The 26,828-nt window shown below is 59.5% G+C and carries 26 protein-coding genes; 15 read left to right on the top strand and 11 right to left on the bottom strand.

The genetic code is table 11. The features are described 5' to 3' along the window. Window positions 1-85 precede the first annotated feature (85 nt). Entirely contained in the window at window positions 86-1,732 is a 1,647-nt protein-coding gene (locus tag RBB49_RS13010) for an FMN-binding glutamate synthase family protein (RefSeq protein ID WP_306143237.1), read from the bottom strand. A 357-nt stretch (window positions 1,733-2,089) separates the two neighbouring features. Between RBB49_RS13010 and RBB49_RS13005 the strand changes: the two genes are divergently transcribed. Next, window positions 2,090-3,145 carry a hypothetical protein gene (locus RBB49_RS13005; RefSeq protein ID WP_306143236.1) on the top strand — a complete coding sequence of 352 codons (1,056 nt, stop codon included), beginning with the start codon at window positions 2,090-2,092 and terminating at the stop codon, window positions 3,143-3,145. A 67-nt stretch (window positions 3,146-3,212) separates the two neighbouring features. On the opposite strand, the gene RBB49_RS13000 is transcribed toward RBB49_RS13005, so the two are convergent. After that, the gene (locus RBB49_RS13000) at window positions 3,213-4,502 is read right to left on the bottom strand and encodes a glycosyltransferase (protein ID WP_306143235.1); all 1,290 of its coding nucleotides are present in this window, start codon (window positions 4,500-4,502) and stop codon (window positions 3,213-3,215) included. Window positions 4,503-4,786: 284 nt separating this feature from the next. Here RBB49_RS13000 and RBB49_RS12995 point away from each other — a divergent pair, with 284 nt between their 5' ends. Continuing rightward, the gene (locus RBB49_RS12995) at window positions 4,787-5,215 is read left to right on the top strand and encodes a secondary thiamine-phosphate synthase enzyme YjbQ (protein WP_306143234.1); all 429 of its coding nucleotides are present in this window, start codon (window positions 4,787-4,789) and stop codon (window positions 5,213-5,215) included. A 5-nt stretch (window positions 5,216-5,220) separates the two neighbouring features. Here RBB49_RS12995 and RBB49_RS12990 read toward each other — a convergent pair whose 3' ends face one another. From RBB49_RS12990 to RBB49_RS12980, 3 genes are all read right to left on the bottom strand, one after another. Then, on the bottom strand, window positions 5,221-5,973 hold the full coding sequence (locus tag RBB49_RS12990; RefSeq protein WP_306143233.1) for an SDR family NAD(P)-dependent oxidoreductase: 753 nt from the start codon (window positions 5,971-5,973) through the stop codon (window positions 5,221-5,223). Between the two features lie 27 nt (window positions 5,974-6,000). Then, window positions 6,001-6,444, bottom strand: coding sequence for a hypothetical protein (locus RBB49_RS12985; RefSeq protein WP_306143232.1), 444 nt, complete (start codon window positions 6,442-6,444; stop codon window positions 6,001-6,003). A 363-nt stretch (window positions 6,445-6,807) separates the two neighbouring features. Beyond that, the gene (locus tag RBB49_RS12980) at window positions 6,808-7,446 is read right to left on the bottom strand and encodes a hypothetical protein (protein ID WP_306143231.1); all 639 of its coding nucleotides are present in this window, start codon (window positions 7,444-7,446) and stop codon (window positions 6,808-6,810) included. Between the two features lie 357 nt (window positions 7,447-7,803). On the opposite strand from RBB49_RS12980, the gene RBB49_RS12975 reads away from it, so the two are divergent. Beyond that, entirely contained in the window at window positions 7,804-8,658 is an 855-nt protein-coding gene (locus tag RBB49_RS12975) for a cysteine hydrolase family protein (RefSeq protein WP_306143230.1), read from the top strand. An 86-nt stretch (window positions 8,659-8,744) separates the two neighbouring features. On the opposite strand, the gene RBB49_RS12970 is transcribed toward RBB49_RS12975, so the two are convergent. The 4 genes from RBB49_RS12970 to RBB49_RS12955 form a co-directional block, all read right to left on the bottom strand. Then, entirely contained in the window at window positions 8,745-9,029 is a 285-nt protein-coding gene (locus RBB49_RS12970) for a hypothetical protein (protein WP_306143229.1), read from the bottom strand. Between the two features lie 557 nt (window positions 9,030-9,586). Continuing rightward, a complete protein-coding gene (locus tag RBB49_RS12965) occupies window positions 9,587-9,841 on the bottom strand; it encodes a YdcH family protein (RefSeq protein ID WP_306143228.1) in 255 nt (84 codons plus the stop codon). 185 nt (window positions 9,842-10,026) lie between these two features. Beyond that, window positions 10,027-11,292 (bottom strand): HupE/UreJ family protein, encoded by a 1,266-nt coding sequence (locus tag RBB49_RS12960; protein ID WP_306143227.1) that lies wholly within the window; start codon window positions 11,290-11,292, stop codon window positions 10,027-10,029. A gap of 78 nt (window positions 11,293-11,370) precedes the next feature. Then, window positions 11,371-13,311, bottom strand: coding sequence for a calcineurin-like phosphoesterase family protein (locus tag RBB49_RS12955; RefSeq protein WP_306143226.1), 1,941 nt, complete (start codon window positions 13,309-13,311; stop codon window positions 11,371-11,373). A gap of 253 nt (window positions 13,312-13,564) precedes the next feature. On the opposite strand from RBB49_RS12955, the gene RBB49_RS12950 reads away from it, so the two are divergent. Together RBB49_RS12950 and RBB49_RS12945 are read left to right on the top strand one after the other, a co-directional pair. Next, a complete protein-coding gene (locus tag RBB49_RS12950; protein WP_306143225.1) occupies window positions 13,565-13,948 on the top strand; it encodes a VOC family protein in 384 nt (127 codons plus the stop codon). A 72-nt stretch (window positions 13,949-14,020) separates the two neighbouring features. Beyond that, window positions 14,021-14,722, top strand: coding sequence for a YafY family protein (locus RBB49_RS12945; protein ID WP_306143224.1), 702 nt, complete (start codon window positions 14,021-14,023; stop codon window positions 14,720-14,722). A 10-nt stretch (window positions 14,723-14,732) separates the two neighbouring features. On the opposite strand, the gene RBB49_RS12940 is transcribed toward RBB49_RS12945, so the two are convergent. Further along, window positions 14,733-15,755 carry a LacI family DNA-binding transcriptional regulator gene (locus RBB49_RS12940; RefSeq protein WP_306143223.1) on the bottom strand — a complete coding sequence of 341 codons (1,023 nt, stop codon included), beginning with the start codon at window positions 15,753-15,755 and terminating at the stop codon, window positions 14,733-14,735. Between the two features lie 83 nt (window positions 15,756-15,838). Between RBB49_RS12940 and RBB49_RS12935 the strand changes: the two genes are divergently transcribed. Next, window positions 15,839-17,017, top strand: coding sequence for a phytanoyl-CoA dioxygenase family protein (locus RBB49_RS12935; protein WP_306143222.1), 1,179 nt, complete (start codon window positions 15,839-15,841; stop codon window positions 17,015-17,017). A gap of 4 nt (window positions 17,018-17,021) precedes the next feature. On the opposite strand, the gene RBB49_RS12930 is transcribed toward RBB49_RS12935, so the two are convergent. Further along, a complete protein-coding gene (locus RBB49_RS12930; protein ID WP_306143221.1) occupies window positions 17,022-17,747 on the bottom strand; it encodes a DUF1194 domain-containing protein in 726 nt (241 codons plus the stop codon). 171 nt (window positions 17,748-17,918) lie between these two features. On the opposite strand from RBB49_RS12930, the gene RBB49_RS12925 reads away from it, so the two are divergent. The 9 genes from RBB49_RS12925 (at window position 17,919) to RBB49_RS12885 (ending at window position 26,813) form a co-directional block, all read left to right on the top strand. Beyond that, the gene (locus RBB49_RS12925) at window positions 17,919-18,173 is read left to right on the top strand and encodes a PepSY domain-containing protein (RefSeq protein ID WP_306143220.1); all 255 of its coding nucleotides are present in this window, start codon (window positions 17,919-17,921) and stop codon (window positions 18,171-18,173) included. Window positions 18,174-18,251: 78 nt separating this feature from the next. Further along, window positions 18,252-18,920: a response regulator transcription factor gene (locus RBB49_RS12920; protein WP_306143219.1), complete on the top strand. Its 669-nt coding sequence runs from the start codon at window positions 18,252-18,254 to the stop codon at window positions 18,918-18,920. Beyond that, window positions 18,910-20,343 carry a sensor histidine kinase gene (locus RBB49_RS12915; protein WP_306143218.1) on the top strand — a complete coding sequence of 478 codons (1,434 nt, stop codon included), beginning with the start codon at window positions 18,910-18,912 and terminating at the stop codon, window positions 20,341-20,343. The genes RBB49_RS12920 and RBB49_RS12915 overlap by 11 nt, the downstream gene beginning before the upstream one ends. 168 nt (window positions 20,344-20,511) lie before the next feature. Next, window positions 20,512-20,949 (top strand): RT0821/Lpp0805 family surface protein, encoded by a 438-nt coding sequence (locus RBB49_RS12910; protein WP_306143217.1) that lies wholly within the window; start codon window positions 20,512-20,514, stop codon window positions 20,947-20,949. Between the two features lie 106 nt (window positions 20,950-21,055). Continuing rightward, window positions 21,056-22,531 carry a hypothetical protein gene (locus tag RBB49_RS12905; RefSeq protein WP_306143216.1) on the top strand — a complete coding sequence of 492 codons (1,476 nt, stop codon included), beginning with the start codon at window positions 21,056-21,058 and terminating at the stop codon, window positions 22,529-22,531. Window positions 22,532-22,641: 110 nt separating this feature from the next. Then, entirely contained in the window at window positions 22,642-23,772 is a 1,131-nt protein-coding gene (gene ccmI, locus RBB49_RS12900; protein WP_306143215.1) for a c-type cytochrome biogenesis protein CcmI, read from the top strand. 58 nt (window positions 23,773-23,830) lie between these two features. Further along, the gene (gene ccmE, locus RBB49_RS12895) at window positions 23,831-24,280 is read left to right on the top strand and encodes a cytochrome c maturation protein CcmE (protein WP_306143214.1); all 450 of its coding nucleotides are present in this window, start codon (window positions 23,831-23,833) and stop codon (window positions 24,278-24,280) included. A 36-nt stretch (window positions 24,281-24,316) separates the two neighbouring features. Then, complete coding sequence (locus RBB49_RS12890) at window positions 24,317-26,305, top strand: heme lyase CcmF/NrfE family subunit (protein ID WP_306143213.1); 1,989 nt, start codon at window positions 24,317-24,319, stop codon at window positions 26,303-26,305. A 10-nt stretch (window positions 26,306-26,315) separates the two neighbouring features. Beyond that, window positions 26,316-26,813 carry a cytochrome c-type biogenesis protein gene (locus tag RBB49_RS12885; protein ID WP_306143212.1) on the top strand — a complete coding sequence of 166 codons (498 nt, stop codon included), beginning with the start codon at window positions 26,316-26,318 and terminating at the stop codon, window positions 26,811-26,813. The last annotated feature ends 15 nt before the right edge of the window (window positions 26,814-26,828 follow it).

Genomic DNA, 26,828 nt, shown 5'->3' with positions numbered 1-26,828 from the left:
CGGTTTACCGCCGGGCCAAAAATTTTGATCTGGTGTGTGTTCGAACAGGCTGCTTGCTCGCAGCCGTTTTTTCGCAAATCCGGTCTCAGTGATGTGACCGGTGGTGGTTCAGCGTTCTGGCCGCATCGAGAGATCTCGACGGCTGGAAGCTGTCCGGCTCGGCCATGGCCCAGAACGCCGAGTAGCCCGGTATGTCGTGTACGTCATCCAGCAAGGCACCTTTTTTCAGCCAGGTGAAGGCGGCATTCGCCGACATGACTTCACGCGGCCCGCCGCGCAGGAAGAAGTGCTCCGGCTTGAACTCGCTCGGGTGATCGAGGCCTGCCGCGGCCGTGAAGGCCATCAGGGATTTCAGTGTGTTTCGGTGGAAATTCGCAACGCGCTCGGCCTTGTCCGGAACAACGAGCGCCTGCTGGCGTTTGGGATCCTGTGTGGCGACGCCGGTCGGGCAGCGGTTCGTGTGGCAGCTCTGCGACTGGATACAGCCGACGGCGAACATGAAACCGCGCGCCGAATTCACCCAGTCCGCGCCCAGACACATGGTGCCGGAGATGTCGAAGGCGCTGATGAGCTTGCCGCTCGCACCCAGCTTGATGTCGTCGCGTATCCCCGTGGCGACGAGACTGTTGTGAACAAAGAGCAGGCCCTGAAGCAAAGGCGTGCCGAGCCTGTTGGCAAACTCGATAGGCGCAGCCCCGGTGCCGCCTTCGGCACCATCCACGACGATGAAGTCCGGTTTGATCCCGGTTTTCAGCATCGCCTTGACGATTGCCATGAATTCCCACCGGTGACCGATACAGAGTTTGAAGCCGACGGGCTTGCCGCCGGACAGATCCCGCAGCGTCTTGATGAACTCCAGAAGTTCGATCGGCGTTGAGAAGGCGGAATGGGACGCCGGCGAAACGCAATCCTTGCCAATCGGAATGCCGCGGGCTTCGGCAATTTCCTCCGTCACCTTAGCGCCTGGCAGCACACCGCCATGTCCGGGTTTCGCGCCCTGGCTCATCTTGATTTCGATCATCTTGATTTGCGGATCGGCCGCCTGTTTCTCGAACTTTTCCGGATCGAATTTTCCGTCCTCCGAGCGGCATCCGAAATAACCGCTGCCGAGTTCCCAGACCAGATCTCCGCCGCCTTCCCGGTGATAACGCGAGACGCTGCCTTCGCCGGTGTCGTGATAGAAATGCCCGGCTTTTGCGCCCTTGTTCAAGGCGAGAATGGCATTGCCTGACAGCGAGCCGAAGCTCATTGCCGAGATGTTGTAGAGCGACGCGGAATAGGGCTGTTTGCAGTCCGGACCGCCAATGGTCACGCGCAGCTCTTCATGGTTCTCGTGCTTTGGCGTGACGGAGTGATTCACCCAGCCGTAGTGATCGTTATAGACGTCAAGTTCCGTGCCGAACGGCAGCACGTCCTCGATGTTCTTGGCGCGGTCGTAAACCATCGAGCGGCGCTCGCGCGAAAACGGTTTTCCATCCTGGTTGCTTTCAAAGAAATACTGTCTGATTTCCGGTCTGATCGCTTCGAACATGTACCGGAAATGACCGGAAACCGGGTAGTTCCTGAGGACTGCGTGCTTGCTTTGCTGAAGATCATAGAGGCCCACCAGCGACAGAGCTGCGGCAATCACGAAGGGCCATATGAAATGGACGTTTACCGCGAACATCAGGACAAAGGTGACGAGCGTCAGGGCAAGGCAAATGGCAAAAACAATATAGCGGGCAGGAAACACGATAGCTGACCCCTCTTCGGAAACTGGCTTCCACAGTTGTGTCAGGCCGGGGCGCAAAAGGAAAGGGAGGCCGGGAGACAAAGACCTGAAAACAGTCTTCCCGCACCGGTTACGATTGCAAAACCCTGACAGGGCAAAACGCACCAATACAGCCCCTTTTGGCGGGGAGCTTGGAGGCATGGTGCGCGATCCGCGTTCTGCCGAACATTCTACACCTGCAGATACAATTACAGATAGAAAAAAATAGTGTAGCACTTCAATCAGTAATTGCGTATATTGCGTAGATGCTCTGCAATATTCGGATAGAGTTTTTCAGATTTTACTTTGATTGATTTTGAAATTTTTATGGAGGGTGGAATGGCTACTAATACAGACAACACCGATACTCCGACAGCTGCCGCTAATGACGCTGCGGAAACTCCTGCTGCGCAATCCAACGGTGCTGGTACGCCTGGAGGCGCCGCGAACGACCCGGGATTTTTCGATCAGAACCTGTTCGAAACGCCTGTATCGGTCACTGATCTTGTTGGCATATTGTTGATTTTGCTGATAATTTTTGTGTGTTACAAGATTTATCACGCCGTGTGGAAGCAGGACGACGTGACTGCTGACGCGCAGCCGGCCGGAAATGGCAACTTCAGGGATCTGCTCGCCGAAAACATCGTCAGACTGTCGATTGTCGCCCTGCTGGGTGTGTCGCTGATCGTCGTCGCGATCGGGATACTGGCTGCAGAGGGCGAAGAGGCCGTCGAAAACAGCCAGTATGTATTTGCCGCCTTGCTGCCCCTTTTCGGCACATGGATCGGTACCGTTCTGGCCTATTATTTCAGCAAGCAGAATTTCGAGGCGGCGAGCAAGGCAACGGAAAGTCTTGTCAAGATGTCGGTGCAAAAGCTCCGCTCCGTATCGATCGAGGAAGCGATGATCCCGCTCGGTTCCATCGTCGGGATTGTCAAGGCTCCCAATGACAAGCTGCGCGACGTGCCGCTGCAGAAGGTTGCCGAGGCCATGGAAAAGACGTTGCCGAGCGGCAGGCCGATTTCCAGGGTCGTGATTCTGGCAGCGAACAATGCCTGCATCGGCATCATTCACAGGAGCATCTGGAGCGAGATGCGAGCCGTGGTGGCCACTTCCGGTGCGACCGTCAACTTCAAGAACGAAGCGGCCAACACCGACACGTTGGACAAGGTGCATGACCTTGAAAGCGAGACCCGCGCTCCTGAAAAATTCGGCAATTTCATCACGCATTCCATCGCCTTTGCGCGGGCTGGGGCGACGCTGGCCGATGCGAAAATGCGCATGGAAAGCAGGGACGATTGCCAGGACGTGTTCATCACGGCAAACGGCAGCGCCGCCGAGCCGATCATCGGCTGGGTTACCAATCAGGAAATCAGCAAGGCGCTCGAAGCCTGATTTGCCGGCCTGTGTATGCGGGGGGCATGAACATCATCGCCCTCCGCCCCGCTGACATTCAACGGGTTCAGTCGGGTGCGGCCAGGGCCAGGATCTGCTCTGCCGTACCTTTTGCACCGGGTTCGCCTGCCATCACCTGCGCGGCTTTGCCGGCTGCATCTCTATGATCGGGATGCTCAAGCTCTTTCAGGGCGCGGGCCAGATTGTCTACCCTCAGCTTCTTCTGGGGGATCGGTTCCGGCCCTGCGCCAATCCCGTGTACCCGCTGTCCCCAAAAGGGCTGGTCACCAAATACCGGGCAGACCAGCGACGGCCGGCCCCAGCGCAGTGCCTCATGCGTGGTCCCGGCGCCGCCGTGGTGCACGACGCCCGCGCATCTAGGAAACAGCCAGCTGTGCGGTGCCTTGTCGATGAGGAAAAGGGTTTCGGCGAGGCCGTCAGGCAATCTATCCCCGGTAAGCCCGCCCCAGCCCGTGGCAAGGATCGCGCGCTGACCGGTCTGCATCAGCGCGGACAGCACGGTATTCGTCAGCTCTTGCGGGTTCTTGCTCGGCATGGATCCGAAGCCGAGATAGACCGGTGGCGCGCCTGCGGCGAGAAAATTCCTGAGGTCATCCGGCGGTTCGTAGTCGGCCGGTGGCAGCGTGAACCAGTATCCGCATTGCCGGAACTGCGAGGGCCAGTCTGCCGGTGTCGGCACCAGCGCGCGCGAAAATGCCTGCAGCGAAAGCGCCTTGCTGCCGTCCGGCTGAAACCCGTCGATCGTGGAACCGGCGACGGAAAGCTCACGTGCTGCCTCCTGCTTGAGAGGTTTGAACAGCGAGCCGAGTCCCGCCTTCATCAAGAGGCGCCCGAACCCGTAACTTCGGCGATTGAAAAAAGCGCCCATGTCGGGCAGCCCGAACAGCGCCAGCGGAAAGTCCGCTGTTGGAGCCAGGACAGGCTGCAGGCTGGTCGGCAGCGCCGGCACGCCCAGCCTGCGTCCCACGAGCGTCATCACGGTCGCTTTCAGGTTGAACAGCACCAGATCCGGTTCTTCCTCCAGTCCGATCCGCCAGAGTTCCTTCACGATCCTCTGCTGTAGCGCATAGTTCTGCCGCGCGGCGCGGAGCATGCCTTTCAGCGAGTGAAGCGCAGCCCTGATGTCCTCTTGTTGCAGGAGCGCCTGATAATTGACCGATACCGGGCGCGCGCGTGCACCGGCGTGCTCGATCATGTCCTCAAAACCCTCGCCAGTGCTCAAAATCACATCGGCCCCCTGGAGGGTCAGTTCTTCCGCCAGAGCAACATAGGGCTGGACATCACCGCGCGTTCCGAGCGTCGCGATCAGAATTTTGGGTCTAGGGTACGGTCTCATAAATGAAGTCAATTTGGTTTGGATCGTTTTGACCAGCTGCGAGAAGCGAAAGCGCAGTAAATGTGGTTCATTTTCAAGCCTTTCGCGACGATGCAGATGGCCGAAACGGCCAAATCCGAAGGACGGCAAATTGGCTGTATCTCGCAGCGTCACCGCGCTTGACCGGGCATAAAGCCCGCTCTACTCACGCCTCTACATGGCGGTGCACCCTGGTAATTGCAACCATCGCGCTTTACGCATAGGTGAGATCCGGCGATGTTTTGGACACGGGAAACGGGACTGAAATGCACACTGTTTTTTCCTTGAGAACCGGGGGGCCGGGCCTTTACGAGTTCACGCGCACAGTGTCGTCATGGCTCCGGGAAGACGGTGCGGGCGAGGGGCTGCTGACACTCTTTGTCCGGCACACGTCCTGTTCCCTGTTGATCCAGGAAAACGCGGACCCGGACGTGCAGGTCGACCTGAAAGCCTTTTTCGAACGCCTCGTGCCAAACTCGAACCATCCGAGCATGCAGTACCTGATCCACACCTATGAAGGGCCGGATGACATGCCGGCCCATATCAAGGCGTCGCTGCTGCCGGTCTCCTTGTCCATTCCGGTCGTTGGCGGCGAGATGGTGCTGGGAACCTGGCAGGGGATCTATCTCTTCGAACACCGTGACCGTCCGCATCACCGGCAGGTCGCGGCGCAGTTTCTTACCTCTGCCGGTTAGCGAACTCAGCTCCGCAGCGACGGAAGGCCGATCCCGGTGCTTTCAAAGCCGCCGTCCGACGCGATGATCTGGCCGGTGACATAGCTCGCGCGCTCGGAGCAGAGGAACTCAATGACCTCGGCGATCTCCTGCTCGCTGCCATACCGGTTGAGCGGAATGGCGTCGTGATAGGCGTCGATGATGTCCTGGCTGTGGACAGCCATGGCAAGCTTCGTGCGCACAGGGCCCGGGCAGACGCAATTCACACGGACGCCGAATTCGCCGAATTCAGCAGCCTGCTGCTTGGTCAGATGGATCACGGCGGCCTTGGAGGTGCCATAGGCGACGCGCAGTGTCGAGGCACGCAGACCGGAGATCGAGGCAATGTTCACGATCGCGCCGCGTGTTTTCTTGAGGGCTTCAGCCGTGGCCTGCGAAACCAGGAAAACCCCGTCCAGATTGGTGTCCATCACGGTGCGCCAGGTTTCGAAATCGGTGCCTTCGATCGGCCCGAAATGGGCAACGCCGGCATTGTTGACCACCGCATCGAGCCGCCCGAACCTTTCCAGGATGGCGGGAACCGTCTGGTCAATCTCGCTCGGGATCGACACATCGCAATAGAAAGCTGTGGCGTGCTGGAGTTCGGCCGAGACCTTTTCCAGTTCCGCTTTGTCCCGGTCCAGCATGGCAACCTGCCAGCCGCGCTCGATCATCAGTTTGGAAGTGGCCAGGCCGATGCCGCGCGCGGCACCGGTGACGAGTGCTGTTTTCTGGCTCATGTCGCCGTTTTTCTCCTGAAACACGCCTCAGCGCATGGATATGCAGACCTTTATGACCCCTGCATTGTCCCATAGGGCCTTGTCGAGATCGTTGATGCGGAATGCGTAATTCCCCGCCGGATCACGGGTGTTGACGGCGAGGGCGCTGAATTCCGCAAAGGGCACGATCCGGCCCGCCTGATCCCGGACCAGCATCTCGCCAAAGGCATAAGACTGGTCGAATTTGTAGCCGTAAAGCGGCCCAAGGCTCTTGGCGTCCTTGCCGGAATAGCCGCGCGGACCGACCGGTTTGTAGATCCCGTTTATCACGCTCCAGCTGCCTGAAAAACTCACGCGCGTGATCTGGCCATTGGGAATGGTGACGCCCTGCCAGCCCTTTTTCGAATTGACATCAACACAATAGTCGGCGGCCAGGGCAAGCCCCGGCACGAGCAGCAGGAAGCAGGAGAAGGAGAGAAGGAATCTGGCCATTAATCGCCCCGGAATTGAAGGTCTTTGGGAGGAAACAGCACTCATTCCGCTTCGTCAAGGTCCGGGATAAGCTTTTGTAAAACCATATCAAAGTGAAAGAAGAGGAGACTTTCCTCACACTTATCTCACACTTTATTTCCTTGTAAGTTTGACCCGGAAATCCCACATTTTACTCGAACGATGAGGGTCGTTCCTCCCCAGACTGGCGCCGGGCTTTCGATAAAGTCCTGGCGCCATTTTTTTGGGGGAATGCAGCGGTTTTCTGCTCGTGCCGAAAAGGCCGGCCCCTCCCGGAGAGCTTCGTCCAGGCCGAAATGTCTCATTTTATCTCTGTCCGATCCCCCGCAGCCCTTGTGGGCGGTGTCAAGCCGAATACCGCAATCCAGGATCAAAAGACCGATCGCCCGGCGCAAGGACGGTTTCTTCAGGCAATGTGTTTTTCTGAGATACCTGCGGTGAACCGTTTATCTGGCGGTGAAGGGCTTGCCGGACTGCGCCGGACCAGTCTTCCGGCTCAAGAGCATTGATGTCAGCGAGCGTAAGCGCACCAATATCGTCAAGCCAGTGAGCGGTTTGGTCAAGCCATTCAAACCGGGCATCTTCGGCGTCCATTACGAGCCTGACAAGCTTGGCGTATTCCTGTGTCACGAGGTTATGAAGTTCGTCGTCTTTCACGCGCTCATGGTTCCAGAACACCGCAAACTCCGTGCGGGTTTCCCTCGCTTCTGACACGACTGCGTCGAGTTCTGCAAGGCGCGGCCAGCCAATGGCTGCCGGCTTCATTTTCCAGCGCCTTTTCGCGATTTTGGCCCTGAGCCGGTGCCGCGCATCGCGATAAGGTTCCCTGAGCTCCAGAAATTCTTCGGGACCGTAGTAGCGGGTAAAGGGTTCGGCAGTTTCCGTGGGCGCTGGACTGTCGCGCACGGGGTCCAGTCTCGTGAGCACCTTCTGCCTGAACCAGCCTCCGCAGGCTGCCATCGCAGCCGCGAACGTCACTTCCATCTCAGACCTTTCCGGTCCCCCACCTGCATACAATCAAAAACGCAACCAAGAGTCGAGGGGTGTTTGGAAGCGGATGTCGACCTTCGGATCAGGCGTGTAACGAACAATCCGTCTGCCCTTATCTGGCAGCGCCGGCGGTTTCGGCGATCGAAGACTTTATGCCCGCCATGCTCGAAACGCTGGCGAGCCATACTTTCAAAACCGGGCAGCAGTCACCGGATATGCCCCCGCTTCCAACGCTCAAGTGAAATTTCTGCGCATTCTGCATACCAGTCTTTACGCAGCGGGACTAAAGTTAAAGTTTGAAAAACTAAAAAAGCACGCAAAAGTTTTGCGTTGCTTGTGAAGGGAAAACCCATGTGGAAAGCACTGAAGGCTGCGCCTGTCGCCATTCTGTCATTCACGCTTATCGCCCTGACGGTTTCAAGAGCCGTGGCTGATTTCGACGACACCAGCGCCAGTTACTACGACAAGACTTTTTACACCAAGATCCCCTGGACCGTAACGCAGAAGAAAACCTTCGACGAATTGTTGCAGCACAATCTCCGGACGCCTGATACGGAACTTCACCGGGATAAGACAGCGCTCCTGATCATCGACACCCAAAATGATTGGGGAACCGCGAAAGGCTCCGCTCCGGAAACGGATATCGAAACCGTCGTTCCCAACATCGCGCAACAGACCAAGCTCTGGCGGGAGACCGGATCGCTGATCGTTCACATCGTTCGCATGTATTACGCGGATGGAAGCGACGCAGATATGGCGCGCAGATGGCAGATGGAAAAGGGCCAGTTCACCATGGCGGTGCCCGGGACGTGGGGCTCTGAGCTGGTCGCCTCGACAACGCCAGGTGACGTCACGCTGGACTACAAGACGCTGCTGAACCTCGGTGTACAGCAGATCGGGCCGAATGAATACGTCATCTACAAACCGCATTACAACGGTTTTGACCGCAGCAGCCTGAATGCGTTTTTGAAGGCGAAGGATATCGACAGCGTCGTGTTCATCGGCATGACTTTTCCCAATTGCGTGCGGGCGACACAATACGGTGCGACCGATCACCACTACCGCGTTGGAGCCGTTCCGGAGGCGATCACGCAGGTTTACCCGGGCGGACTTGTCGCCATGCAGCGGCAGGGCGTCCAGCTCATGTCGATGGACGATTTCGCCAAGTTTGCCGGGTCGATTTCGGATACGGCCGTTCCCGAGTAGGGGCGGGCGCTGTGCTCGATCAGCGGGCACACCGAAACGCGGTCCTGTCGCAGCCCGGCTTCTGTTTTGCGAACCGGGTGCCCGGCTCAAACTCCGGCACCGCTGTCCTCCAGTTCGGGAATCGTTGCCACGCCGATGGCAACGGGCGCGTCGGCGATCTGGTGTAGAAGCGACCGGAAGTCCCGGATCGCCGCTTGCCTGACGGTCTCCAACTGGCCGGGGTCCGTTTCTTCGATGGTAACCGGCAAGGCGATGCTGAAGTCATCGACCTCGATCACAAAAAAAAACGCGAAACGCGCGGCCCGATCCTGTGCCCTGTCTTCGGTTTCGAAGGATGAGTGAACCGTGACCCGCACCGATTCATGTTTCATGGCAGATCCTTTCTGCCGCAACGAGAGCGGGGGGAGGCATCGCGTTCTTGGAGAGCGTCGCCGGGGTGACGGTGCAAGCAGCGGATCTCCGCGAGGACAGCAGAGGGTGCATGTGCCAGGTCAGTGGCGACTCTGGACGCGAAAGCAAAGGTGGCCCAAAGCAGGCTTCAGACCGTCTGGGAGATCGGACAAGCCGCAAAGCGTCATCAAGGCGGTTGTTTCGCCCGAACTCACGATCGGTCGATGCTGCGTCCGCCTGAGTGTCGACAGCGAAGTTGCTGTCAATGACACGCAAACATCGGACCTTTAAGGGGTTTCCCAAAATCATTTGGGCAGACTACAAAAGAAACTGCCGCAGCGTTATGAAATTAGCGAAACATCTGGCGCATCCGCCGCAAGAACATGCGCGCTCCGTTTTTGGCGCTGACGCAGGCGGAGCGGGGAGCGGAAAGGTCCGCCGGGATTGGAAAAACAGGGATTGCGGCTCCCGGGAAGGGCGGCCCGCACCGTCGGACGGGGACGGCGCGGGCACTCACACCGGCCTGAAAAGGAGGGGCTCAGGTCGCGGTGTTTGCCGCAGCCGTCAACATCGCGGCTATCTGGTCCTTCAGGTGAAGACGCTTTTTCTTGAGGTCTTCCAAAACCTCATCGGCAGCAGGTTCCACATTGGTTTCAATGCGATGCACTTCTCGATTGATGGTGTGATACTCGTCCGCAAGACGCGAAAAGTGGGCATCGTTGGTCTTCAGTGCGTGGATGGCGTCAGCGGCTTCAGGGAATTCTTCGTGCAGTTCGTGCGGAACGTGGCTCATTCATGCCTCCTTTTTAGAAGCACAAGGTGACGCCTCGCCGCGTCGCCGACCTTGAGGCAGATCAATCAGGCGGCAATTCCATGTCAGACGTGGCGCCCGACAAGGCGATGCGCACAGCTTTGTCCCGTTCGATAGGTCCCGATCGAAACTCCAGTCAGAACGAGGCCGCAATCACGACTGATTTCTCAGACGGCTGAGACGATGCCACCCAGTCGTTCCGCGACCCACCAGGACGACAGGATCGCGATGGCGGCAAGCGTCCCGAGCCTTGCTGGCCGCAGGGCAGGTGTCGCCAGGTGTTCGAGGCAGAACAGGATTGCAAGGGTCACCGCGAGGATCAGCAGCTGCCCGACCTCGATGCCGATGTTGAAGGCGAGCAGCGCGGCTACGAGACCCGGTGCGTCCCGTCCCAGGATGTCGCCGAGCACGAACGAAAAACCGAGACCGTGGAGCAGACCGATGCCGGCAAACACCAGGACGGACCCTGATTTTCTGACCATCGCGGCGACCGCGGCATAAAGAACCGAGGCCGCAATCGCCGCCTCCACGGCCGGAATGAACCAGGGCCAGGTGGGCGTTGCGCCCAGGAAGCTCGCGATCAGCGTGACGGAATGGCCGAGCGTGAAGGCGGTAACCAGAAAGATGAGCTTGCGGGTCGCACCAACGCCGAGGGCAAGGGCAATGACCAGAAGAACATGATCAAGGCCTTCCAGTATGTGAAGCATGCCCTGATAGACAAAATGCAGGAAGATCGAAAGCCGGGAGCCGTCAAGAACCGCTGGCGCTTCCAGTTGCCCGGGCACGGTTGACGACAGCGGCGGCTGAACGCGCGCGTCCACAAGATGGTTTTCGATCTCGACCCCCGGTCCCGGAAGCAGGGGGGCGTATCCGGACCTGATCTCGATATCGCTTGCCGGATCCGGGCTGTCGATGCGCACGGCATAGTCTATGACCGCTGCGCCGAAAACCGGGTCGAGAGCCGTGCTGTCTTCTGCAAGGGCCGCCTGCGCCGCCTCGACGCCGTCCAGAACCTGCGCGGGCCGGCGTGCATGCACCGTGAAGCCGGTGAGGGAAGCCGGCAGATCCAGACCGGCCTGCGCGAAGATGAGCGCCGCCTGAAGTCTGTCTTCAAAACCGGCCCGGTCCCGGCTGACGGCTTCCATGTCGATCCTGTAGCGGACACCGGTTCCGGTGGTCTCCGCGCGCAGGAAGGGCGAGGTCAACGGAACCTGATCGACCTGTGCCCTGCCGACCAGATCGGAAAAGACCAGCGGGGCGGGAACGCGCACATATGCAACGAGACCGCCACCGTCCTCGGCAACAAGGATCGTCCGCACTTTTGTGCCTTGGGCGAAATGGGCGTACGAGGGGACGCATGCCAGTAGCACAGCGGCCGCGCAGAACAGGATGATTTCGATGGCACGTTGGACGCGCACGCAAGCCAGGATCATGGTCTTCTTCCAGGTGGTCCCGGGCACGTTCGGTGCCCGGGATAACGCTTCATTCGTGCATTCGGCAAAGCCGCAACGCTATTGCCAGAACTTTTCCTGCCAGGTCATCTGCGGCAGTTCGTCAACGATCTCGAACGTTTTCGAAAGAGTGAAGGTCCGGCCGTGGCGGTCTGTCGTCGTCACTTCAAGCGTATGAACACCGGCGGGCAGGTCCTTCGGCAGTTCCGCGCGCCACAAATGGCTGGATTTGGTTGAAAGCATCCAACCCTGGAACGGACCCGCGACGCCTGTCCAGTGTGTGCCTTGCCAGGTGTAGAACCCGGCCGTCGCATCGCCGCCTTCGGTGCTCTTCACCGCAATCCGGCCGTTGGTCGACTGTTTCGCCAGGGCAAAAGGGTCGGCATAGTCCGGGCCGTCGAGAACCTCTTCGCCTTGGCCCTTTTGAGTGCGCTTGGCCTCGGTCGCCGGACCGCCACTGATCGTGAACGAAACCTTGGAGTCCTTGGAGCCGTTCCAGACATTGATGGCGACATAGGTCGTATCGGCGAGATCGTCTTTCGTCAGCATGTCCATGTCGCCGAGATCATTGACGGTAACCGGCGGCACAACGTCGCTCGGCACGTCATAGAGCTCGGTGTAGCCGACCAGCTTTTCCGCCCAGCTGCGAAAACGCGGTGTGTTGAAGGAGACATGCATCTGGTCGTCTTTTGTCCCTTCAAATGTCATGTAGGTGTCGACATAGTCCGGGCCGGAGAAATCCAGAACGTAGTATCCGCGCGGCGAACCGAGGCGTTGCGTGCCATGCGGGACGCCGGAATTGTTCAGATCGCCTGCCCACCAGCTGCCGGAAACCGCGCCGGTCACGATCTGGTGGAACTTCGCCGGACCGGTCTTCGTCGCTTCCTCCCAGCCCGCGAAAAATTCGCCCGGCAGGATCTGTTCGGTCGTGTGGGTGTGGCCTGAAAGGCCAAGCGCCGGACGGTCGCCGATGAGGTCGTAAAGCTTGTCCAGGTTGTCGACCTGGTGCTTCTGGGCGCTTGCGTCCGTGTAGGTCACGAACGGGATATGCGCATTCAGGACGATCAGCTTGTCTGCCGGCACATTGGCCAGATCGTTCTTCAGCCATTCCAGCTGGCGCTCGGATATGACGCCGTTATAGGACGGCTTGGCCGAAAGGTCGCAGAACGCATGGGCATCGACACCGTTGCACGGATAGCGCACGTCATCGAGAACGACGAAATGCACCTGACCGATGTCGAAGGAATAGTATTCCGGGCCGAATTCACGGCGGAAGGTATCAAAACTGTCAGCATCGCTCTTCGCGTCGAAATCGAGGTCATGGTTGCCGGCGACGTAGTATTGCGGCACGCCGCCCGTTGCGACGATCTTCTTGAACCGGGGATAAAGCGACAGGTCGTCCCCCATGACATCGCCTTCGAACAGAAGGCATTCCGTCCTGGAGTTGTCGCGGTTGGTCAGCATGTTGCCGACCGTCTTGCGCACGTAGGAGATTTCGGCGTTGCTGTAGGGCTGGGTGTCGCCGAAGACCAGGCATTGGAAATCATCACCGACATTGTCCTCGATCAGCGGAAAGTTCACGGCCTGGGGCAGTGGTCCGGTCGGATCGATCCCTCCGAAGCGCAGGTCCGGCGAGCCGGCGACCTTATGCACGTAGTTGAACTGGGGAACCATGTCTTCGCTGACCGGTGTCGCGTACCCGGCCGGTTTGGTGATGAAGAGGTTCATATCGTCGTAGGAGGGAAGCTCATAAGTGCCGTCCGGACCGGTGATCACGACTTCCTTGCCGTTCGACACCAGCACGCCGGCGAGACCGGTCTCGCCTTCATCGAGCCTGGAGTTGCGGTTGGTGTCGACAAATACCGTGCCGCTCGCCATTTCCGCCGCCTGATCGCCGCGGACCACGTCCACGCTTCCAACATAACTTGCATCTTTGGCGGTTGCGCCGGATGCAAACGCGCTTGTGCCTGCCAGAAGCAGGGTCAGGGTCAGTTTTTTCATGAGAGCCTCCGAAAATACGGCTGCTGTGCCAGCCGGAGCCGAGTTTCAACGGCTTTGGTGACGATTGATTGTCTATCACGTTAAAGTTTTGCATCAAAGCGGCTGCACGCGCTGTCACATGGTCTGAAAACCGTCACGAGGGGCGGACAAGACCGGGGCCAGTTGAGGAAGAGAAACGGAATCTCTCCTGACAGAAGGCTGTCAGGAGGGGGCTGCTAAAGGTCTCCCATCGCAGCACAACAGGAGACATTTCATGACCTTCGTTCCTGACAATTTCAATGTCTGGATGGAAATCCCGGTTACGGACCTCGACAAGGCGATCCAGTTTTACAATGAGGTTTTTCAGACCGAACTGAACCTGATCACCGATATGGGGCCGAACCACATTGCCATGTTCCCGACGAAGACCGACAACGGCGTTGCGGGGCATCTTTACCCTGGTCAACCGGCGGCAAAGGGAACCGGCCCGACGATCCATATTCTGTGTCCCGATGCGCTCGAAGCCACGATGGAACGCTTCGCGAAAGCTGGCGGCGAGGTAGTATCCGATCCGATCCCCATTCCGGCCGGTCGATTCGCCTATGGCATTGACCCGGACGGCAATTCGATCGGAATGTTCGCGTTCAACGCAGGCTAGGTCATGAAAGGTGCCCTTTTGGAGAATGTGGAGTGACGTTTTGAAACCTGCTCTTCAAAAGGGCCCCTGTGCATGAGACGCGCTGACCGCCTGTTCCAGATCGTGCAGTATCTGCGCGGGGGGCGGCTTGTCCGGGCACGGCAGTTGTCCGAATGGCTGGAAGTATCGGAGCGCACGATCTATCGCGACGTCGCCGATCTTCAGGCGTCCGGTGTTCCCATCGAGGGGGCGGCGGGTGTCGGCTACATCATGCGCGATGGCTATGACCTTCCCCCGCTCATGTTTACCCGAGATGAAATCGTTGCCCTTCTGGCAGGTGCCCGGCTGATCCGTGCCTGGGGTGGCGCCGCAATGGCACGCGCTGCCGAAGAGGCGATGATCAAGATCGACGCCGTCATGCCGGACAAGATGCGCGTGCGCCAGAACGAGATCGAAATTCACGCCTTCGCTCCGGAAATGACACCGGAGGTGCGCGGGCTGATCGACTTCCTTGAAATGTCGGCGGATGCGCGCAAGAGCCTTTCCATTTCCTACATGGACGGCAAGGGTGATGCGTCTGCGCGCGTGATCCGGCCGTTGGGCCTCTGGTTCTGGGGCAAGGTCTGGACCCTCGTGGCGTGGTGCGAACTGCGTCAGGATTTTCGCATGTTCCGCCTGGATCGCATGTCCGATGTGAAGGACACCGGCGATGTCTTCCGGCCGGAGCCGGGCAAAACGCTCAAGGACTTCTACCGCTCCATGGAAGCGCAGGGACACGGGCGGCCCGACGCCTGAGCGTCAAAGGTTACGGGTCCCGGGGAATGTTCAGGGGCGTGACCACCTGAATGTCGCTCTCGGACCATCGCGGCGGTTCGCCGACACCGTGAAAGGCGAGAAGATGCCGGAGGGCCAGCCGCATGTCTGCACGAAGGTCGTGATAAAGAACCAGCGACAGTTTTTCAGCGCGCAGAAGGTCGAGATTGTCCTCATCCAGATCGTGGGCGATGAAGACACCCGGGTCGATCGCCGCAGCCTCCAGCGTTCTGAGGATCGCCAGGTTTCCACCGCCCATCGAATAGACGCCGGCAATGTCCGTGATGCCCTGGAGTTTGTCGCCCACTTCGAGTGCGGTTGCCGGACTGAGCCCGCCACCGCCGCTGGCATCGATCAGTTCAAGCTCCGGGCGTACTCTCAAAAGCTCTGAACGAAACGCCCTGAAGCGGTCTTCCTCGCCCTGGAAGCTGTGCTGGCTGAGCGTTGTCAGGATCGTCCTGTCATCGTCTTTCAGCAGTTTCAGCATCAGGTAGGCAGCCGTCCGCCCGGCTCTTTCGTTGTCCAGCCCCACATAGGCGAGCCGTTCGATATTCGGAATGTCGGTAAAGAGGGTGACGACCGGAATGCCCTTGCTCTTGAGCCTGCGAACGGCCTCTCTGGTTTCCCCGGTGTTTCGTGCCTTGAGGCAAAGTCCCTGACTTCCGCGGCGATGGATCCTGTCGACGATCGCGGCGGTCTCCGCCGCGCTCATGGTCTCGGCGAACGTAAAGCGGGGCCTGAGTGCTGCAGGTTTGAAATCGGGCAGAACAGCTTCCGTTGCCTGTTGGATCTGCCTGGTGAATCTCTGGGGCGCTTCCGCGACAACGTCGATGAAAAACCGGCGCCCCCTGGCCGCAAGCTGGCTCTCCTGCCGCGTCAGTTCCTCGATCGCGTCCTTTACGCGCCTGCGTGTCTGCGGGCTGACATGGGCGCGCTCGTTCAGCACGCGGTCGACCGTTGCCGTGCTCAGTCCGGACTGCGTGGCAATTTCCTTGATGGGAAAACGATGGGTCATTGATGGATTCTTGATGGATTTTCAATCGCACGGCAACCCTGTTCTTGCGTAGTCTTGGGGCAACAGAAAATTGGGAGGGAAAGATGGATCGCCAGGTCGTCTCCAATGGCTATTTCGATGCCGGAAGCTGCAGCATTGATGATTTCAGGGCTCTGGTTGACCAGAAGCTCGACGAGAGCGAGGTGCCGCTTGCCGAACGCATCGTATCGAATGTGCCCGTCTACAAGGTGAGCGAACTCGGCCGCCTTGTTTCCGGTGAAGAGGGCAAGCGCCGGCTCATGGCGGAGTGGGCGCACGTTCTGATGCATCGCTCGGGCGTTCTGGTGCTTGACGGCGCCTTTGCCGACACCGCTCCCCTCGACGCTGCATCGCGCGTTTTCCAGGATATCATCCAGGAAGAAAAGGCCGCCTCAGGCGGTGGCGCGGACCACTTCGCGGCGGCAGGTGCCAATGACAGGATCTGGAACTCGCTGCAAAAACTGTGTTTTCGCGATCCGGAAACGTTTGCCGCCTGCTTTGCCAATCCGTTTGTCGACGCGGTTTGCGAGGCATGGCTCGGGCCGAACTACCAGATGACGGCGCAGGTCAATGTCGTGCGGCCGGGGGGCGCGGCCCAGCAGGCGCACAGGGATTATCATCTCGGATTTCAGGACGCGGAAACCTGCGCCGGTTATCCCACTCATGTCCACAATCTGTCTCCGGTCATGACCCTGCAGGGGGGGATCGCCCATGCCGACATGCCCGTTGAGAGCGGCCCGACCAAGCTGCTGCCTTTTTCGCAGCTTTACCGGCCCGGTTACATGGCCTACCGCCAGCAGGTGTTTCAGGACTTTTTTGAAAGTGCCTATGTGCAGTTGCCATTGAAGAAAGGCGACGCGATCTTCTTCAATCCCGCGCTGTTTCACGCCGCCGGCGAGAACAGGAGCGCGGACATTCAACGCATGGCCAACCTGCTTCAGATATCGTCCGCGTTCTGCCGCGCCATGGAAAATATCGACCGGGAGGGAATGTCCAGGCTGCTCTACCCGGTCCTTTTGGAAAAGACCCGCTCCGGCGTCTGGAGCAGGGCCGAAATCGAGGCGGCAGTCTCTGCCTGCGCTGAAGGCTATTCGTTCCCGACCAGCCTCGATACGGATCCTCCGATCGGAGGTCTCGCGCCGGAAACGCAGAAACAGCTGTTTCTGAAAGCACTTCGCGCGGAGATGTCCCCGGAAGAGTTTGCAAAGGCGCTCGCGGTGCAGTCGGCACGGCGCCAGGCATAAGCGTTCACTCTGCCGACGCGTAGCCGTTGCCGATGATTTCGCGAATGAGCTTGCGCTTCATCGCGCGGGCATAGTCCTCATAGTCGGCAGCGACCTCGATAAAGGCACCGGGTCCACTGATGACGTGTTCCCGGTAGTAGTTGATCGTTGTCGTGTCCTGGTCCGCAATCACGAGCCCGTTGACGGTGACGCCCTCGAAATCGAATGCCTTGTAGGCGCTGGAAGGGGGAAAGCCGTCATTGTTGATGCCGTCTCCGGCCACGTCGATGACCTTGCGGGCACAGTTGGCCGGTGCCCGGCCCATCTGCACAGCAGCATAGCCCAGGGCGTAACCGATCGCGGTTGGAAAACCGATGAAACCCCTGTGGGACGAACGCAGTTCTTCAGCGGCTTTTTCGGCGTCGGCTGCGCCCTCAAGGTAACGCCAGCCGAACTGCAAAAAGTGCTGGCGCTGGCCGCTCCACTCAAAGCTCATGATCCAGATCCCGCCGACGGCTTCGATCGCCTGAACCACTTCAGGATCGCTGAGCGCATTCGCCAGCCCGTTCAGTTGCAGGTCGTGTTCAAGATGATCGACGCTGGATGATGCGTCCATCGCGAGAACGAGTGACAGCGAACAGGCCGCTGCGGGCGCGGGCACGGCTGCCAGTCCCAGGCAGACGGCGGCAGCCCGCAGAAGCTCGATAAAACGAGGCAGCCCTGCTGAAACAAGTGCATCAACCGCTGGCAATCGTTGTGACCTGAACATTGAGAGAGATTAGCAGGTCGAATTCTCAGAGCAATCGGCTTCGGCTTCCCGAACCTGTCAAAAACGTTTCTAAACGCCGGGTTCAGCTTGCGTTCAGGAAAAATTGATTACACCTTGCGCATGAAAGCGAAACACAAACCCGGAACAGGCACTGTGACACGGATATTTGCGATATTGCTGCTGACCCTCACGATGGTCCAGCCCGCTCATGCAGCCTGCCTGTCCCAGTCCCAGGCGCGGCAGGCGGTCGCCAGCGGCAAGGCCGCACCGCTCGGCTCCGTCGCCGGCAGGGCCGGTGGCGAGATCGTCAAGGCGCAGCTGTGTCAGCAGGGGGGCGGCTATGTCTATGTTCTGTCCGTCCTGAAAGGTGGCAAGGTGACAAAGGTCACAGTCAACGCCAACCGGTAACTGATATAGCCGCCGAAAGTCACGAACCATTTTGCCGGTTGCCGAGGCAATGCCCGATCATCCAGGAAGTTGGCCAACATGCGCATTCTCGTAGTTGAAGACGATACAGATCTGAACCGTCAGCTCGTGACCGCTCTCGAAGAGGCGGGCTACGTGGTGGACAGTGCGACCGATGGCGAAGATGGCCACTTTCTCGGTGACACCGAACCCTATGATGCCGTGGTGCTCGATCTGGGCCTGCCGACCCTCGATGGCCTTTCGGTTCTGGAAAGCTGGCGGCGCGATGGCCGCACGATGCCTGTCCTGATCCTGACGGCTCGCGACCGCTGGTCCGACAAGGTTGCGGGCATTGACGCAGGTGCCGACGACTATGTCGCCAAGCCCTTTCACATGGAAGAAGTGCTCGCACGTGTACGCGCGCTTGTACGCAGGGCAGCGGGCCACGCCTCCAACGAGTTGACCTGCGGACCAGTCAGGCTGGATCTGAGGGCCGGGCGGGTGACCGTGGACGGCAGCCCGATAAAGCTGACCTCGCACGAATATCGCCTGCTGTCCTATCTTCTGCACCATCAGGGAAAGGTGATTTCCCGCACTGAATTGACCGAGCATCTTTATGATCAGGATTTCGATCGCGATTCCAACACGGTCGAGGTTTTCGTCGGCAGGCTGCGCAAGAAAATCGGCTCGGACATGATCGAGACGATCCGGGGTCTCGGCTATCGCCTTGGAGCAGCAGGTGACGACTGAGACCGGTGCCGGCCCGGCGGCGCAGGCAACCGCCAAACCGCAGCGGTCCCTTGCAACACGCCTTGTGTTCGTTGCCGCGCTCTGGTCTGCGATAACGCTTGCCCTTGCCGGGATCTTTCTCGTCGGCCTTTACCGCAATGCCAGCGAGCGCGCCTTCGACGCCCAGCTTGAAATCCACATCAAGGCACTCATCGCCGAGATGCTCGACACCGGGCAAGGCAACAGCGGCGACGAACAGCCTCGGGTTCAAAGCGTCAGGGAACCGGTTTACCGCGGCGATCCGAGGTTCTCGCTGCCTTTGTCCGGCTGGTACTGGACCGTGCGGCGCGCGGACAGTCCAAGCATCCTTTACGCATCTGAATCCCTGGTGGGCGATCCCCTGAACACCCCGCCAATCGCCGACATGGATGACAGCGTCGGCTTCATTGCCGGCCCGACCGGTGATGAAGTACGTGTCCTGCAGCAGCGTATTTCGATCGGAGACACGCCTTATGTGATCGCCGTCGGCGCGGCCACGGCAGGGTTCTGGGCAGACGTTGCCGAGTTTTCCCGAATGGTGACACTCACGCTTTGCATCGTTGGCCTGGGTCTCATCCTGGCGATCTTTCTTCAGGTCCGGTTCGGTTTGAAGCCTCTGACGAGGCTGCGGGCCTCGCTTTCCGCTGTCCGCCTGGGCGAGGCGGACCGGATAGACGAGGCCTTGCCCACCGAAATCGCGCCCCTGGCTGTCGAACTGAACGCCCTTATCGTCTCCAACAAGGAAATCGTCGAACGGGCGCGCACGCATGTGGGAAATCTCGCCCACGGTCTGAAGACGCCGCTTTCGGTCATTTCCAACGAGGCGCGGGCGTCCGATGGGGCCCTGGCGGACAAGGTTGCTGAACAGTCGGCGATCATGTCGACACAGATACAGCATCACCTTGAGCGTGCGCGCATGGCGGCGCAAAGACGGGTGATCGGTGTTTCCTGTGAAACCGAACCCGTGCTTGCCAGATTGATTCGCGCGATGGGAAAGATCTATCAGGACAAGGGGATCACGGTTTCGTTTCAACCCGGCGGGGACCTGCGGTTCAGGGGAGAAAGCCAGGATCTTGAGGAAATGAGCGGAAATCTGATCGACAACGCCTGCAAGTGGGCGTCTTCGCGCGTGAAGGTCAGGATCGAGCCTCTGAGCGGGCCGGACAGCAATCGCGAGATGTTCGCCCTGACTGTGGAAGACGATGGCCCGGGCTTGTCTCCCGAGCAACGTGCCGAGGCAGTGAAGAGGGGACGCAGGCTCGATGAGACCGTGCCTGGAACGGGATTGGGTTTGTCAATTGTTGCTGATCTTGCAGCGCTTTATGGAGGGGGGTTAAAGCTCGCCGGTTCACCTCTTGGCGGACTGAAGGCAAGTCTGATCCTTCCCGCCCTGTCACCTGACTGATAATTTTCAAGTTCTTGTTAAGAATCAGGTCGAAGAGCTGTGATAGGAAGTGAACGAACGCCGCACCGAAAAGACATTCTTGTGGCCAAGTTCGGCCACAAATTGAAAATATCAATTGTTCGTCGCCGGGTTTAGTCCGGCTTCCGAACACCCTGGGAGCTTCCGAGCATGCGACTGCGCGATATCGCCATTGTTGCCCTTGCCGCCGCGTTGGCCGGATGCTCGATGACGTCCGGCTCAACGAACACGGAAGGTCTGGGCTCCTTCTTCGGTGACCCGTCCCAGAACGTTGCGGGCTCTGAAGCCAACACCGCGATCTCGGTTCTTGTGAACAACGAGTTCGGCGATGCTCTCGATCCCTCTGACCGCCGGGCAGCTGAAGATGCCCAGAACCGCGCCTTGCGGGCACGCGGCCTGGGTGCGGCGGTTGCCTGGCAGAACGAGCGTACAGGCCGCAGCGGTCAGGTTCGCCCCGGGCCGGTCTACACGGTCAATGACACCAGGTGCAGGGAGTTCACGCATGAAATGGTGTTGCGTGGACGTACGCTTCAGGCACGGGGAACCGCCTGCGAAACAGACCGCGGCAACTGGCTGGTAATCGGATAGGTTTCGAGCCCCAAAACCGTTGATGGCGCTGCGTTTTCTTTCAATAATTGCTTAATCCTTGTGCGGGTATTATTGGCCGGATCGAGATTTTGCGCTGAACCCTTGGATGACCCGTTCAAACGAGCTTGAAATCAAAATAAGAACTTATCTGAGCAGTCTCAGTCCGAAAGCGCTGGGGTCGCTGGTCAGAAACTTGGAAAATTCCAAGCGCAAGGAAAGCACCGAACCGCATCTCGATCTGATCCTGACGGCCGCCGCTGCTTTGGTGCAAAAGCCTCAACCGGCCGCGATCGACGCACCGAACGCCGAGCTGAGACGCGCACAGGTTCACAAACAATTTTTCTCGCCGCTCGAAGACTTCCTGATCGATGAAGCCTTGCCGCTACGGCAGGAAGGCCGCATCCATCGTCCAATGCTCGACAGGGTCTGGAAGTGGTTTGCCCGCGATGTAATGCCGAACGAGGTCAAGACCGTTCTCGACCAGGCCGGCAACGCGGCCGTCAGCGGTGAAAGGGTCGATGCACTTGTACAGGCGCTCAGGACCCGCGCGGTCGAAGCGTTCGGAGAAGCCCTGGAAGCGAGCGAAATCTCCGAAAAGAAAAGGCGCATTATCGGTGTTGAACTCGGCGGCGAACGCGGCATCGCCGAATTGAAGGACATCCAGAAAGTCTTTGCTGCCGAGCGCTGGCTTGCCCCTTTTCTCCAGAGCATTCCCGAACGTGTCAACGAGCATCGTCTCAAGCAGGATCACGACGTGCTGCGTCTGGTGGACAAGTGTTCGAACCGCTTTCCCGATCACGTTCCGATCATCGCTGCCGCCCTGGTGGATCGGTCCGATACGCCTTCAGCCTTGTGCACATTCGCCGGTCGGCTGGCCGGCGATGAGGATCCGAGAACAATCGCCGGGTCGCAATTTGCTCCCTTCGTGGACATTGTGATGAGCGAAGCCGAGCGCCTTCAGATCCGGGCACTGGATCACCGTCACAACAGCAACGACCCTGCCGCCTTTTCGGAAGCCTTGTCCGACTACCATGCGCTTGTACGCGGGGTTGAACGCGATATGGACCTGTCGATGTCAGGGCGGTGGCACAAGCGGCTTGCAGACACCAAACGCAATATTTCCGGTGAAGTCACGCGGGAACTGAAAGGGGCGAGCGGCGCGATCCGCCGGGCGCTGCAGGTCCCCAAATTCGATGCGGATGGCGTGTTGAAGACGGATCAGACAGCCGTAGACGATGCGGTGAGGACACTTCGCGTCGTAACGATGGCGCGCACGGCTTCGGAAACGTTTGCCGTGAATGAAATCGGCAAGCAGACGCGCCAGGCGGTCGAGCAGACGCTTGAAATCGTGACGCGGTCGCTGATCACCGACCTCGGCAAAGCCGAAGGTCACCAGGTCGCGGCGCATGCATCGGCCGCCGACGTGGCAATCAAGCTTTCGGAAATCTATTTCGGCGCGGACTATGCGGCGCAGTTGCGCCGCAGCCGGGAGGCTGCGTTTGCCAAGGCTTCGAACCAGGAAACGCCGAGCGAACCGGCACCGGAACGCAAACTGGTTTCGAGCGTCCTCTCCAGATATTGACGCGCACCTTTTTTCCAAGGGGTGCACCAACACGATTGTGAGTGGCGCGACGGCGGGTCACATCCGGTTCGTCTTGCAATTGCCGGCATTGCACGCTCTATAGTGCGGCCATGATATTCTGGATTTTACTCGCACTGATGACAGGGATCGCCGCGTTGTCGGTCCTCGTTCCGTTGGCGCGGGCGGGGCGGTCGCAGGCTGAGACGATCGGCAGTGCCGACGAGGCCGTTTACCGGGAACAGCTTGCCGCGATCGAGAGCGAACTCGAACGTGGCCTGATCGACCCCGAAGCCGCAGAGGCAGCCCGGACGGAAACCGCGCGGCGGTTGCTGGCAGCCCACGACAAGAACGAAGGCAAGCAGACAGGCTCATCTTCAGGATTCCGGCTGAAAACGGCCCAGGTTCTTGCCCTTGCCGCGCTTCCACTTGTCTCGCTTGCAACCTATTTTGCGCTCGGTTCACCTGAAAAACCCGATCAGCCGTTGATCACGCGGCTGAACGCACCGGCGGAGGAGCAGTCTGTCGAGTTGCTTGTTGCGCGCGTAGAGCGCCACTTGTCTGAAAACCCGCAGGACGGGGAAGGCTGGGCCGTTGTCGCACCGGTCTATCTGTCGATGGGTCAACCGCAGGCATCCGCGCGTGCCTATGCAAATGCGCTGCGTATTCTAGGGCCAAGGCCCGACTGGCTCACCGATATGGGTGAAGCCCTGACCATGGCGAACCAGGGTCTGGTCACGGCCGACGCCAAGCGGGCTTTCGAAGAGGCCGTCTCGCTCGAACCAACCGCCGTCAAACCGCGCTTCTTTCTTGCAATTGCCCTTGGGCAGGACGGCAACAGGGACGAAGCTGTCGAGGCTTGGAACAAGCTTCTTGAGGGCGCGGATGAAGAAGCCCCCTGGGTGACTGCTGCGAGACAGCAACTGGCAAGACTGGAAGAACCGTCTGCGGCGGGTTCCCTGAGTGGTCCGTCTGCGGAAGATGTTGCCGCCTCGCAGGATATGTCGTCCGAGGACCGACAGGCGATGATCACGGGAATGGTCGCGGGGCTCGCAGAAAGATTGGCGTCCGATGGCGGCAGCGCGGCCGAGTGGAGCCGCCTGATCCGGGCTTATGTGGTTCTGGGGGAGCCGCAAAAGGCACAGGAAGCGCTGAAATCCGCGGAGGCAGCATATGCCGGAAAACCGGACGATTTGTCACTGATCAAGGACACGGCCAGCGCACTCGGGTTAAGCGGGTCCTGACGGAGAGAAAAGCCTGAACGGACGAGGTCTGCACAGGCGTATGAGTGGACGCAATAAAATGACACGGAAGCAGAGAAGATTGACCCTGATTGGATCGGCGGGAGCTGTGCTCGCAGTCGCGCTCGGCTTGATCCTTTTTGCGCTCAATGACCAGATCGTATTCTTTCAGAGCCCCACCGACATCACCGAAAAGGATATCCCCGCCGGACAGCGGATCCGCCTTGGCGGGTTGGTGGAAGAAGGCTCCGTGGTGCGTTCGGACAATGCCGAGGTGAGTTTTCGGGTGACTGACATGGCGAACGCGGTTGCCGTTACCTATAAAGGAATACTACCCGACCTCTTTCGCGAGGGGCAGGGCGTGGTGACGGAAGGAATTGTCGGCACGGACGGCGTGTTCGTTGCCGACAGCGTCCTGGCCAAACATGACGAGAACTACATGCCCAAGGAAGTCGCCGAAGCGCTGAAAGACCAGGGACACTGGCAAGGCGGTGAAGGGGAAGCGAACTAGGAACCTGGGGCCTGAGGGGGAACACGGGACGCGAACATGATCGTAGAGCTGGGACACTACGCACTTGTATTGGCTTTTGCGCTGACACTGGTTCAGTGCGTGCTGCCGTTGTGGGGGGCATTGTCGGGTGACAGCAGGCTGATGGCTGTCGCGCCGCCGATATCAGTCACGCTTTTCGTGCTGATCCTGATCTCGTTCGTCGCGCTGACGATTGCATATCTGGCGTCTGATTTCTCGGTCCTGAACGTGGTGCAGAATTCCCATTCGGCAAAACCGCTGCTCTACAAGTTCACCGGTGTTTGGGGCAACCATGAAGGCTCCATGCTGCTCTGGGTGCTCATCCTTGTGTTTTTCGGTGCGCTTGTCGGCCTGTTTGGCGGCAACCTGCCTCAGGATCTGAAGGCGGCAACCCTTGCCGTCCAGTCCTGGGTGACCGGTGGTTTCATTCTTTTTCTTCTGGCAACGTCCAATCCCTTCGCGCGCGTGCCCAACCCGCCCCTGGAAGGCGCGGATCTCAACCCGATCCTTCAGGACATCGGCCTGGCGATCCATCCGCCGCTTCTCTATGTCGGCTATGTCGGGTTCTCGATCACTTTCTCCTTTGCGGTCGCCGCATTGATCCTCGGTCGGACCGACGCGGCCTGGGCACGATGGGTGCGGCCCTGGACCCTGCTCGCCTGGTGCTTCCTGACGCTGGGGATCGCCATGGGGTCGTACTGGGCCTATTACGAACTCGGATGGGGCGGCTGGTGGTTCTGGGATCCGGTTGAGAACGCCAGCTTCATGCCCTGGCTCGCCGGAACCGCATTGCTTCATTCCGCGATCGTGATGGAAAAGCGCGAGGCGCTGAAGGTCTGGACCGTCCTCCTCGCGATTTTCACCTTTTCGCTTTCGCTGCTGGGCACGTTTCTGGTGCGCTCCGGGGTTCTCACATCGGTCCACGCATTTGCGACGGACCCTGCGCGCGGCGTTTTCATTCTCGGGCTTCTGTGTTTCTTCATCGGGGGCTCTCTCGCGCTTTATGCGTGGCGTGCGCCGATGCTCAAGCAGGGTGGACTGTTCGCGCCGATCAGCCGTGAAGGCGGGTTGGTGCTCAACAATCTGTTCCTGACGGCTGCCTGCACTGCGGTCTTTGTGGGCACGCTCTATCCGCTCGCGCTGGACGCGGTAACGGGCGAAAAGATCTCTGTCGGCGAACCGTTCTTCAATCTGACCTTCGGCCCGTTGATGATCCCGCTTTTGATGGCGATCCCCTTCGGTCCGATCCTGTCCTGGAAACGCGGCGATCTCCTTGCGGCATGCCAGCGGCTCTATGCGGCCTTCGGTCTCGCTTTGGTGTTCACGCTTTTCACCTTCTGGCTCTGGGGCATGGAAAAGGTTCTGGCACCCTTAGGGGTCGGACTGGCGGTCTGGGTGATGGCCGGTGCGGTTTCGGAAATCGTGACGCGGGTGAAATTCTTTGAGATCGGTCCGAAACGCGCGTTTTCGCGACTGGTCGGACTGCCCGGGTCTGCCTGGGGAACAGCGCTTGCCCATTTCGGTGTGGGTGTCACGGTGCTCGGTATTGTAACGGCATCGGCCTTTCAGGAAGAGCGGATCGAAACGATGCGGCCGGGTGATACGGTCGAGGTCGATGGCTACAGCGTGACGTTCGATGGAGCGGTTCCGAGACAGGGGCCCAACTTTACCGAAGAGGTCGGCCATTTCACCGTCCGCCAGGGTGGCGCGTTCGTCACGAACATGGAGCCGTCCAAGAGGGTTTATACGGCACGGCAGATGCCAACGACGGAAGCGGGGATCCACACGTTCGGTTTCTCGCAGCTTTATCTTTCCCTCGGCGAAAGCCGGGGCGATGGAGCGGTGGATGTGCGCGTCTATTTCAAGCCACTGATCACACTGATATGGATCGGCTGCGTGATCATGTCGATTGGTGCGGTGTTCTCCATGGCCGACCGCCGGCTACGGATCGGCGCGCCGAAACCCGCGGCGAAGCGCAAGTCGGCGCAGCCCGCGCCGGCCGAGTAGGGTAGTGACCATGCGCACGTTTCTTTCCGGCCTGATGCTTGTGGTGTTCTTGTTGAATGGCCCGGCCCTGGCAGTTGCCCCCGATGAGGTCCTGGACGACCCGGTGCTTGAAGAACGGGCCCGGGCCCTGTCTGCCGAACTTCGCTGCATGGTCTGTCAGAACCAGTCGATTGATGACAGCGACGCACCGCTTGCCAAGGACCTCCGCGTTCTCGTGCGTGAACGTCTGGTGGCGGGCGACACGAATGCACAAGTGATCGACTACCTCGTCTCCCGCTACGGCGAATTTGTGCTCCTGAAGCCGCGTTTCGCCTGGCACACGCTCGGGCTGTGGGCTGCGGGTCCGATTGCTCTTGTCGCCGGTATCATCGCGATCGGTCTTGCGCTCAGAAACAGATCCAGACGCGGCTCCCAGGTGGCGGCGGCGGGCTCCGCGAAACTTTCGGCGAGCGAGGAAGAACGGTTGAAAGCCTTGCTTGAAAAGCGGAACGAGCAAGAGCAGGGCTGACCCGGGACACCGCTC

The sequence above is a fragment of the Roseibium sp. MMSF_3412 genome (assembly GCF_030733265.1).
In the GTDB taxonomy this organism is placed as follows: Bacteria; Pseudomonadota; Alphaproteobacteria; order Rhizobiales; family Stappiaceae; genus Roseibium.
This window is presented reverse-complemented; position numbering and strand designations above follow the sequence as displayed.

What these genes read in the sequence shown, in the direction of transcription:
- RBB49_RS13005 (WP_306143236.1), top strand. Translation starts at nt 2,090, where the DNA reads ATGGCTACTAATACAGACAACACCGATACTCCGACAGCTGCCGCTAAT.
- RBB49_RS13000 (WP_306143235.1), bottom strand. Translation starts at nt 4,502, where the DNA reads ATGAGACCGTACCCTAGACCCAAAATTCTGATCGCGACGCTCGGAACG.
- RBB49_RS12995 (WP_306143234.1), top strand. Translation starts at nt 4,787, where the DNA reads ATGCACACTGTTTTTTCCTTGAGAACCGGGGGGCCGGGCCTTTACGAG.
- RBB49_RS12990 (WP_306143233.1), bottom strand. Translation starts at nt 5,973, where the DNA reads ATGAGCCAGAAAACAGCACTCGTCACCGGTGCCGCGCGCGGCATCGGC.
- RBB49_RS12985 (WP_306143232.1), bottom strand. Translation starts at nt 6,444, where the DNA reads ATGGCCAGATTCCTTCTCTCCTTCTCCTGCTTCCTGCTGCTCGTGCCG.
- RBB49_RS12980 (WP_306143231.1), bottom strand. Translation starts at nt 7,446, where the DNA reads ATGGAAGTGACGTTCGCGGCTGCGATGGCAGCCTGCGGAGGCTGGTTC.
- RBB49_RS12975 (WP_306143230.1), top strand. Translation starts at nt 7,804, where the DNA reads ATGTGGAAAGCACTGAAGGCTGCGCCTGTCGCCATTCTGTCATTCACG.
- RBB49_RS12970 (WP_306143229.1), bottom strand. Translation starts at nt 9,029, where the DNA reads ATGAAACATGAATCGGTGCGGGTCACGGTTCACTCATCCTTCGAAACC.
- RBB49_RS12965 (WP_306143228.1), bottom strand. Translation starts at nt 9,841, where the DNA reads ATGAGCCACGTTCCGCACGAACTGCACGAAGAATTCCCTGAAGCCGCT.
- RBB49_RS12960 (WP_306143227.1), bottom strand. Translation starts at nt 11,292, where the DNA reads ATGATCCTGGCTTGCGTGCGCGTCCAACGTGCCATCGAAATCATCCTG.
- RBB49_RS12955 (WP_306143226.1), bottom strand. Translation starts at nt 13,311, where the DNA reads ATGAAAAAACTGACCCTGACCCTGCTTCTGGCAGGCACAAGCGCGTTT.
- RBB49_RS12950 (WP_306143225.1), top strand. Translation starts at nt 13,565, where the DNA reads ATGACCTTCGTTCCTGACAATTTCAATGTCTGGATGGAAATCCCGGTT.
- RBB49_RS12945 (WP_306143224.1), top strand. Translation starts at nt 14,021, where the DNA reads ATGAGACGCGCTGACCGCCTGTTCCAGATCGTGCAGTATCTGCGCGGG.
- RBB49_RS12940 (WP_306143223.1), bottom strand. Translation starts at nt 15,755, where the DNA reads ATGACCCATCGTTTTCCCATCAAGGAAATTGCCACGCAGTCCGGACTG.
- RBB49_RS12935 (WP_306143222.1), top strand. Translation starts at nt 15,839, where the DNA reads ATGGATCGCCAGGTCGTCTCCAATGGCTATTTCGATGCCGGAAGCTGC.
- RBB49_RS12920 (WP_306143219.1), top strand. Translation starts at nt 18,252, where the DNA reads ATGCGCATTCTCGTAGTTGAAGACGATACAGATCTGAACCGTCAGCTC.
- RBB49_RS12910 (WP_306143217.1), top strand. Translation starts at nt 20,512, where the DNA reads ATGCGACTGCGCGATATCGCCATTGTTGCCCTTGCCGCCGCGTTGGCC.
- RBB49_RS12905 (WP_306143216.1), top strand. Translation starts at nt 21,056, where the DNA reads ATGACCCGTTCAAACGAGCTTGAAATCAAAATAAGAACTTATCTGAGC.
- ccmI (WP_306143215.1), top strand. Translation starts at nt 22,642, where the DNA reads ATGATATTCTGGATTTTACTCGCACTGATGACAGGGATCGCCGCGTTG.
- ccmE (WP_306143214.1), top strand. Translation starts at nt 23,831, where the DNA reads ATGACACGGAAGCAGAGAAGATTGACCCTGATTGGATCGGCGGGAGCT.
- RBB49_RS12890 (WP_306143213.1), top strand. Translation starts at nt 24,317, where the DNA reads ATGATCGTAGAGCTGGGACACTACGCACTTGTATTGGCTTTTGCGCTG.
- RBB49_RS12885 (WP_306143212.1), top strand. Translation starts at nt 26,316, where the DNA reads ATGCGCACGTTTCTTTCCGGCCTGATGCTTGTGGTGTTCTTGTTGAAT.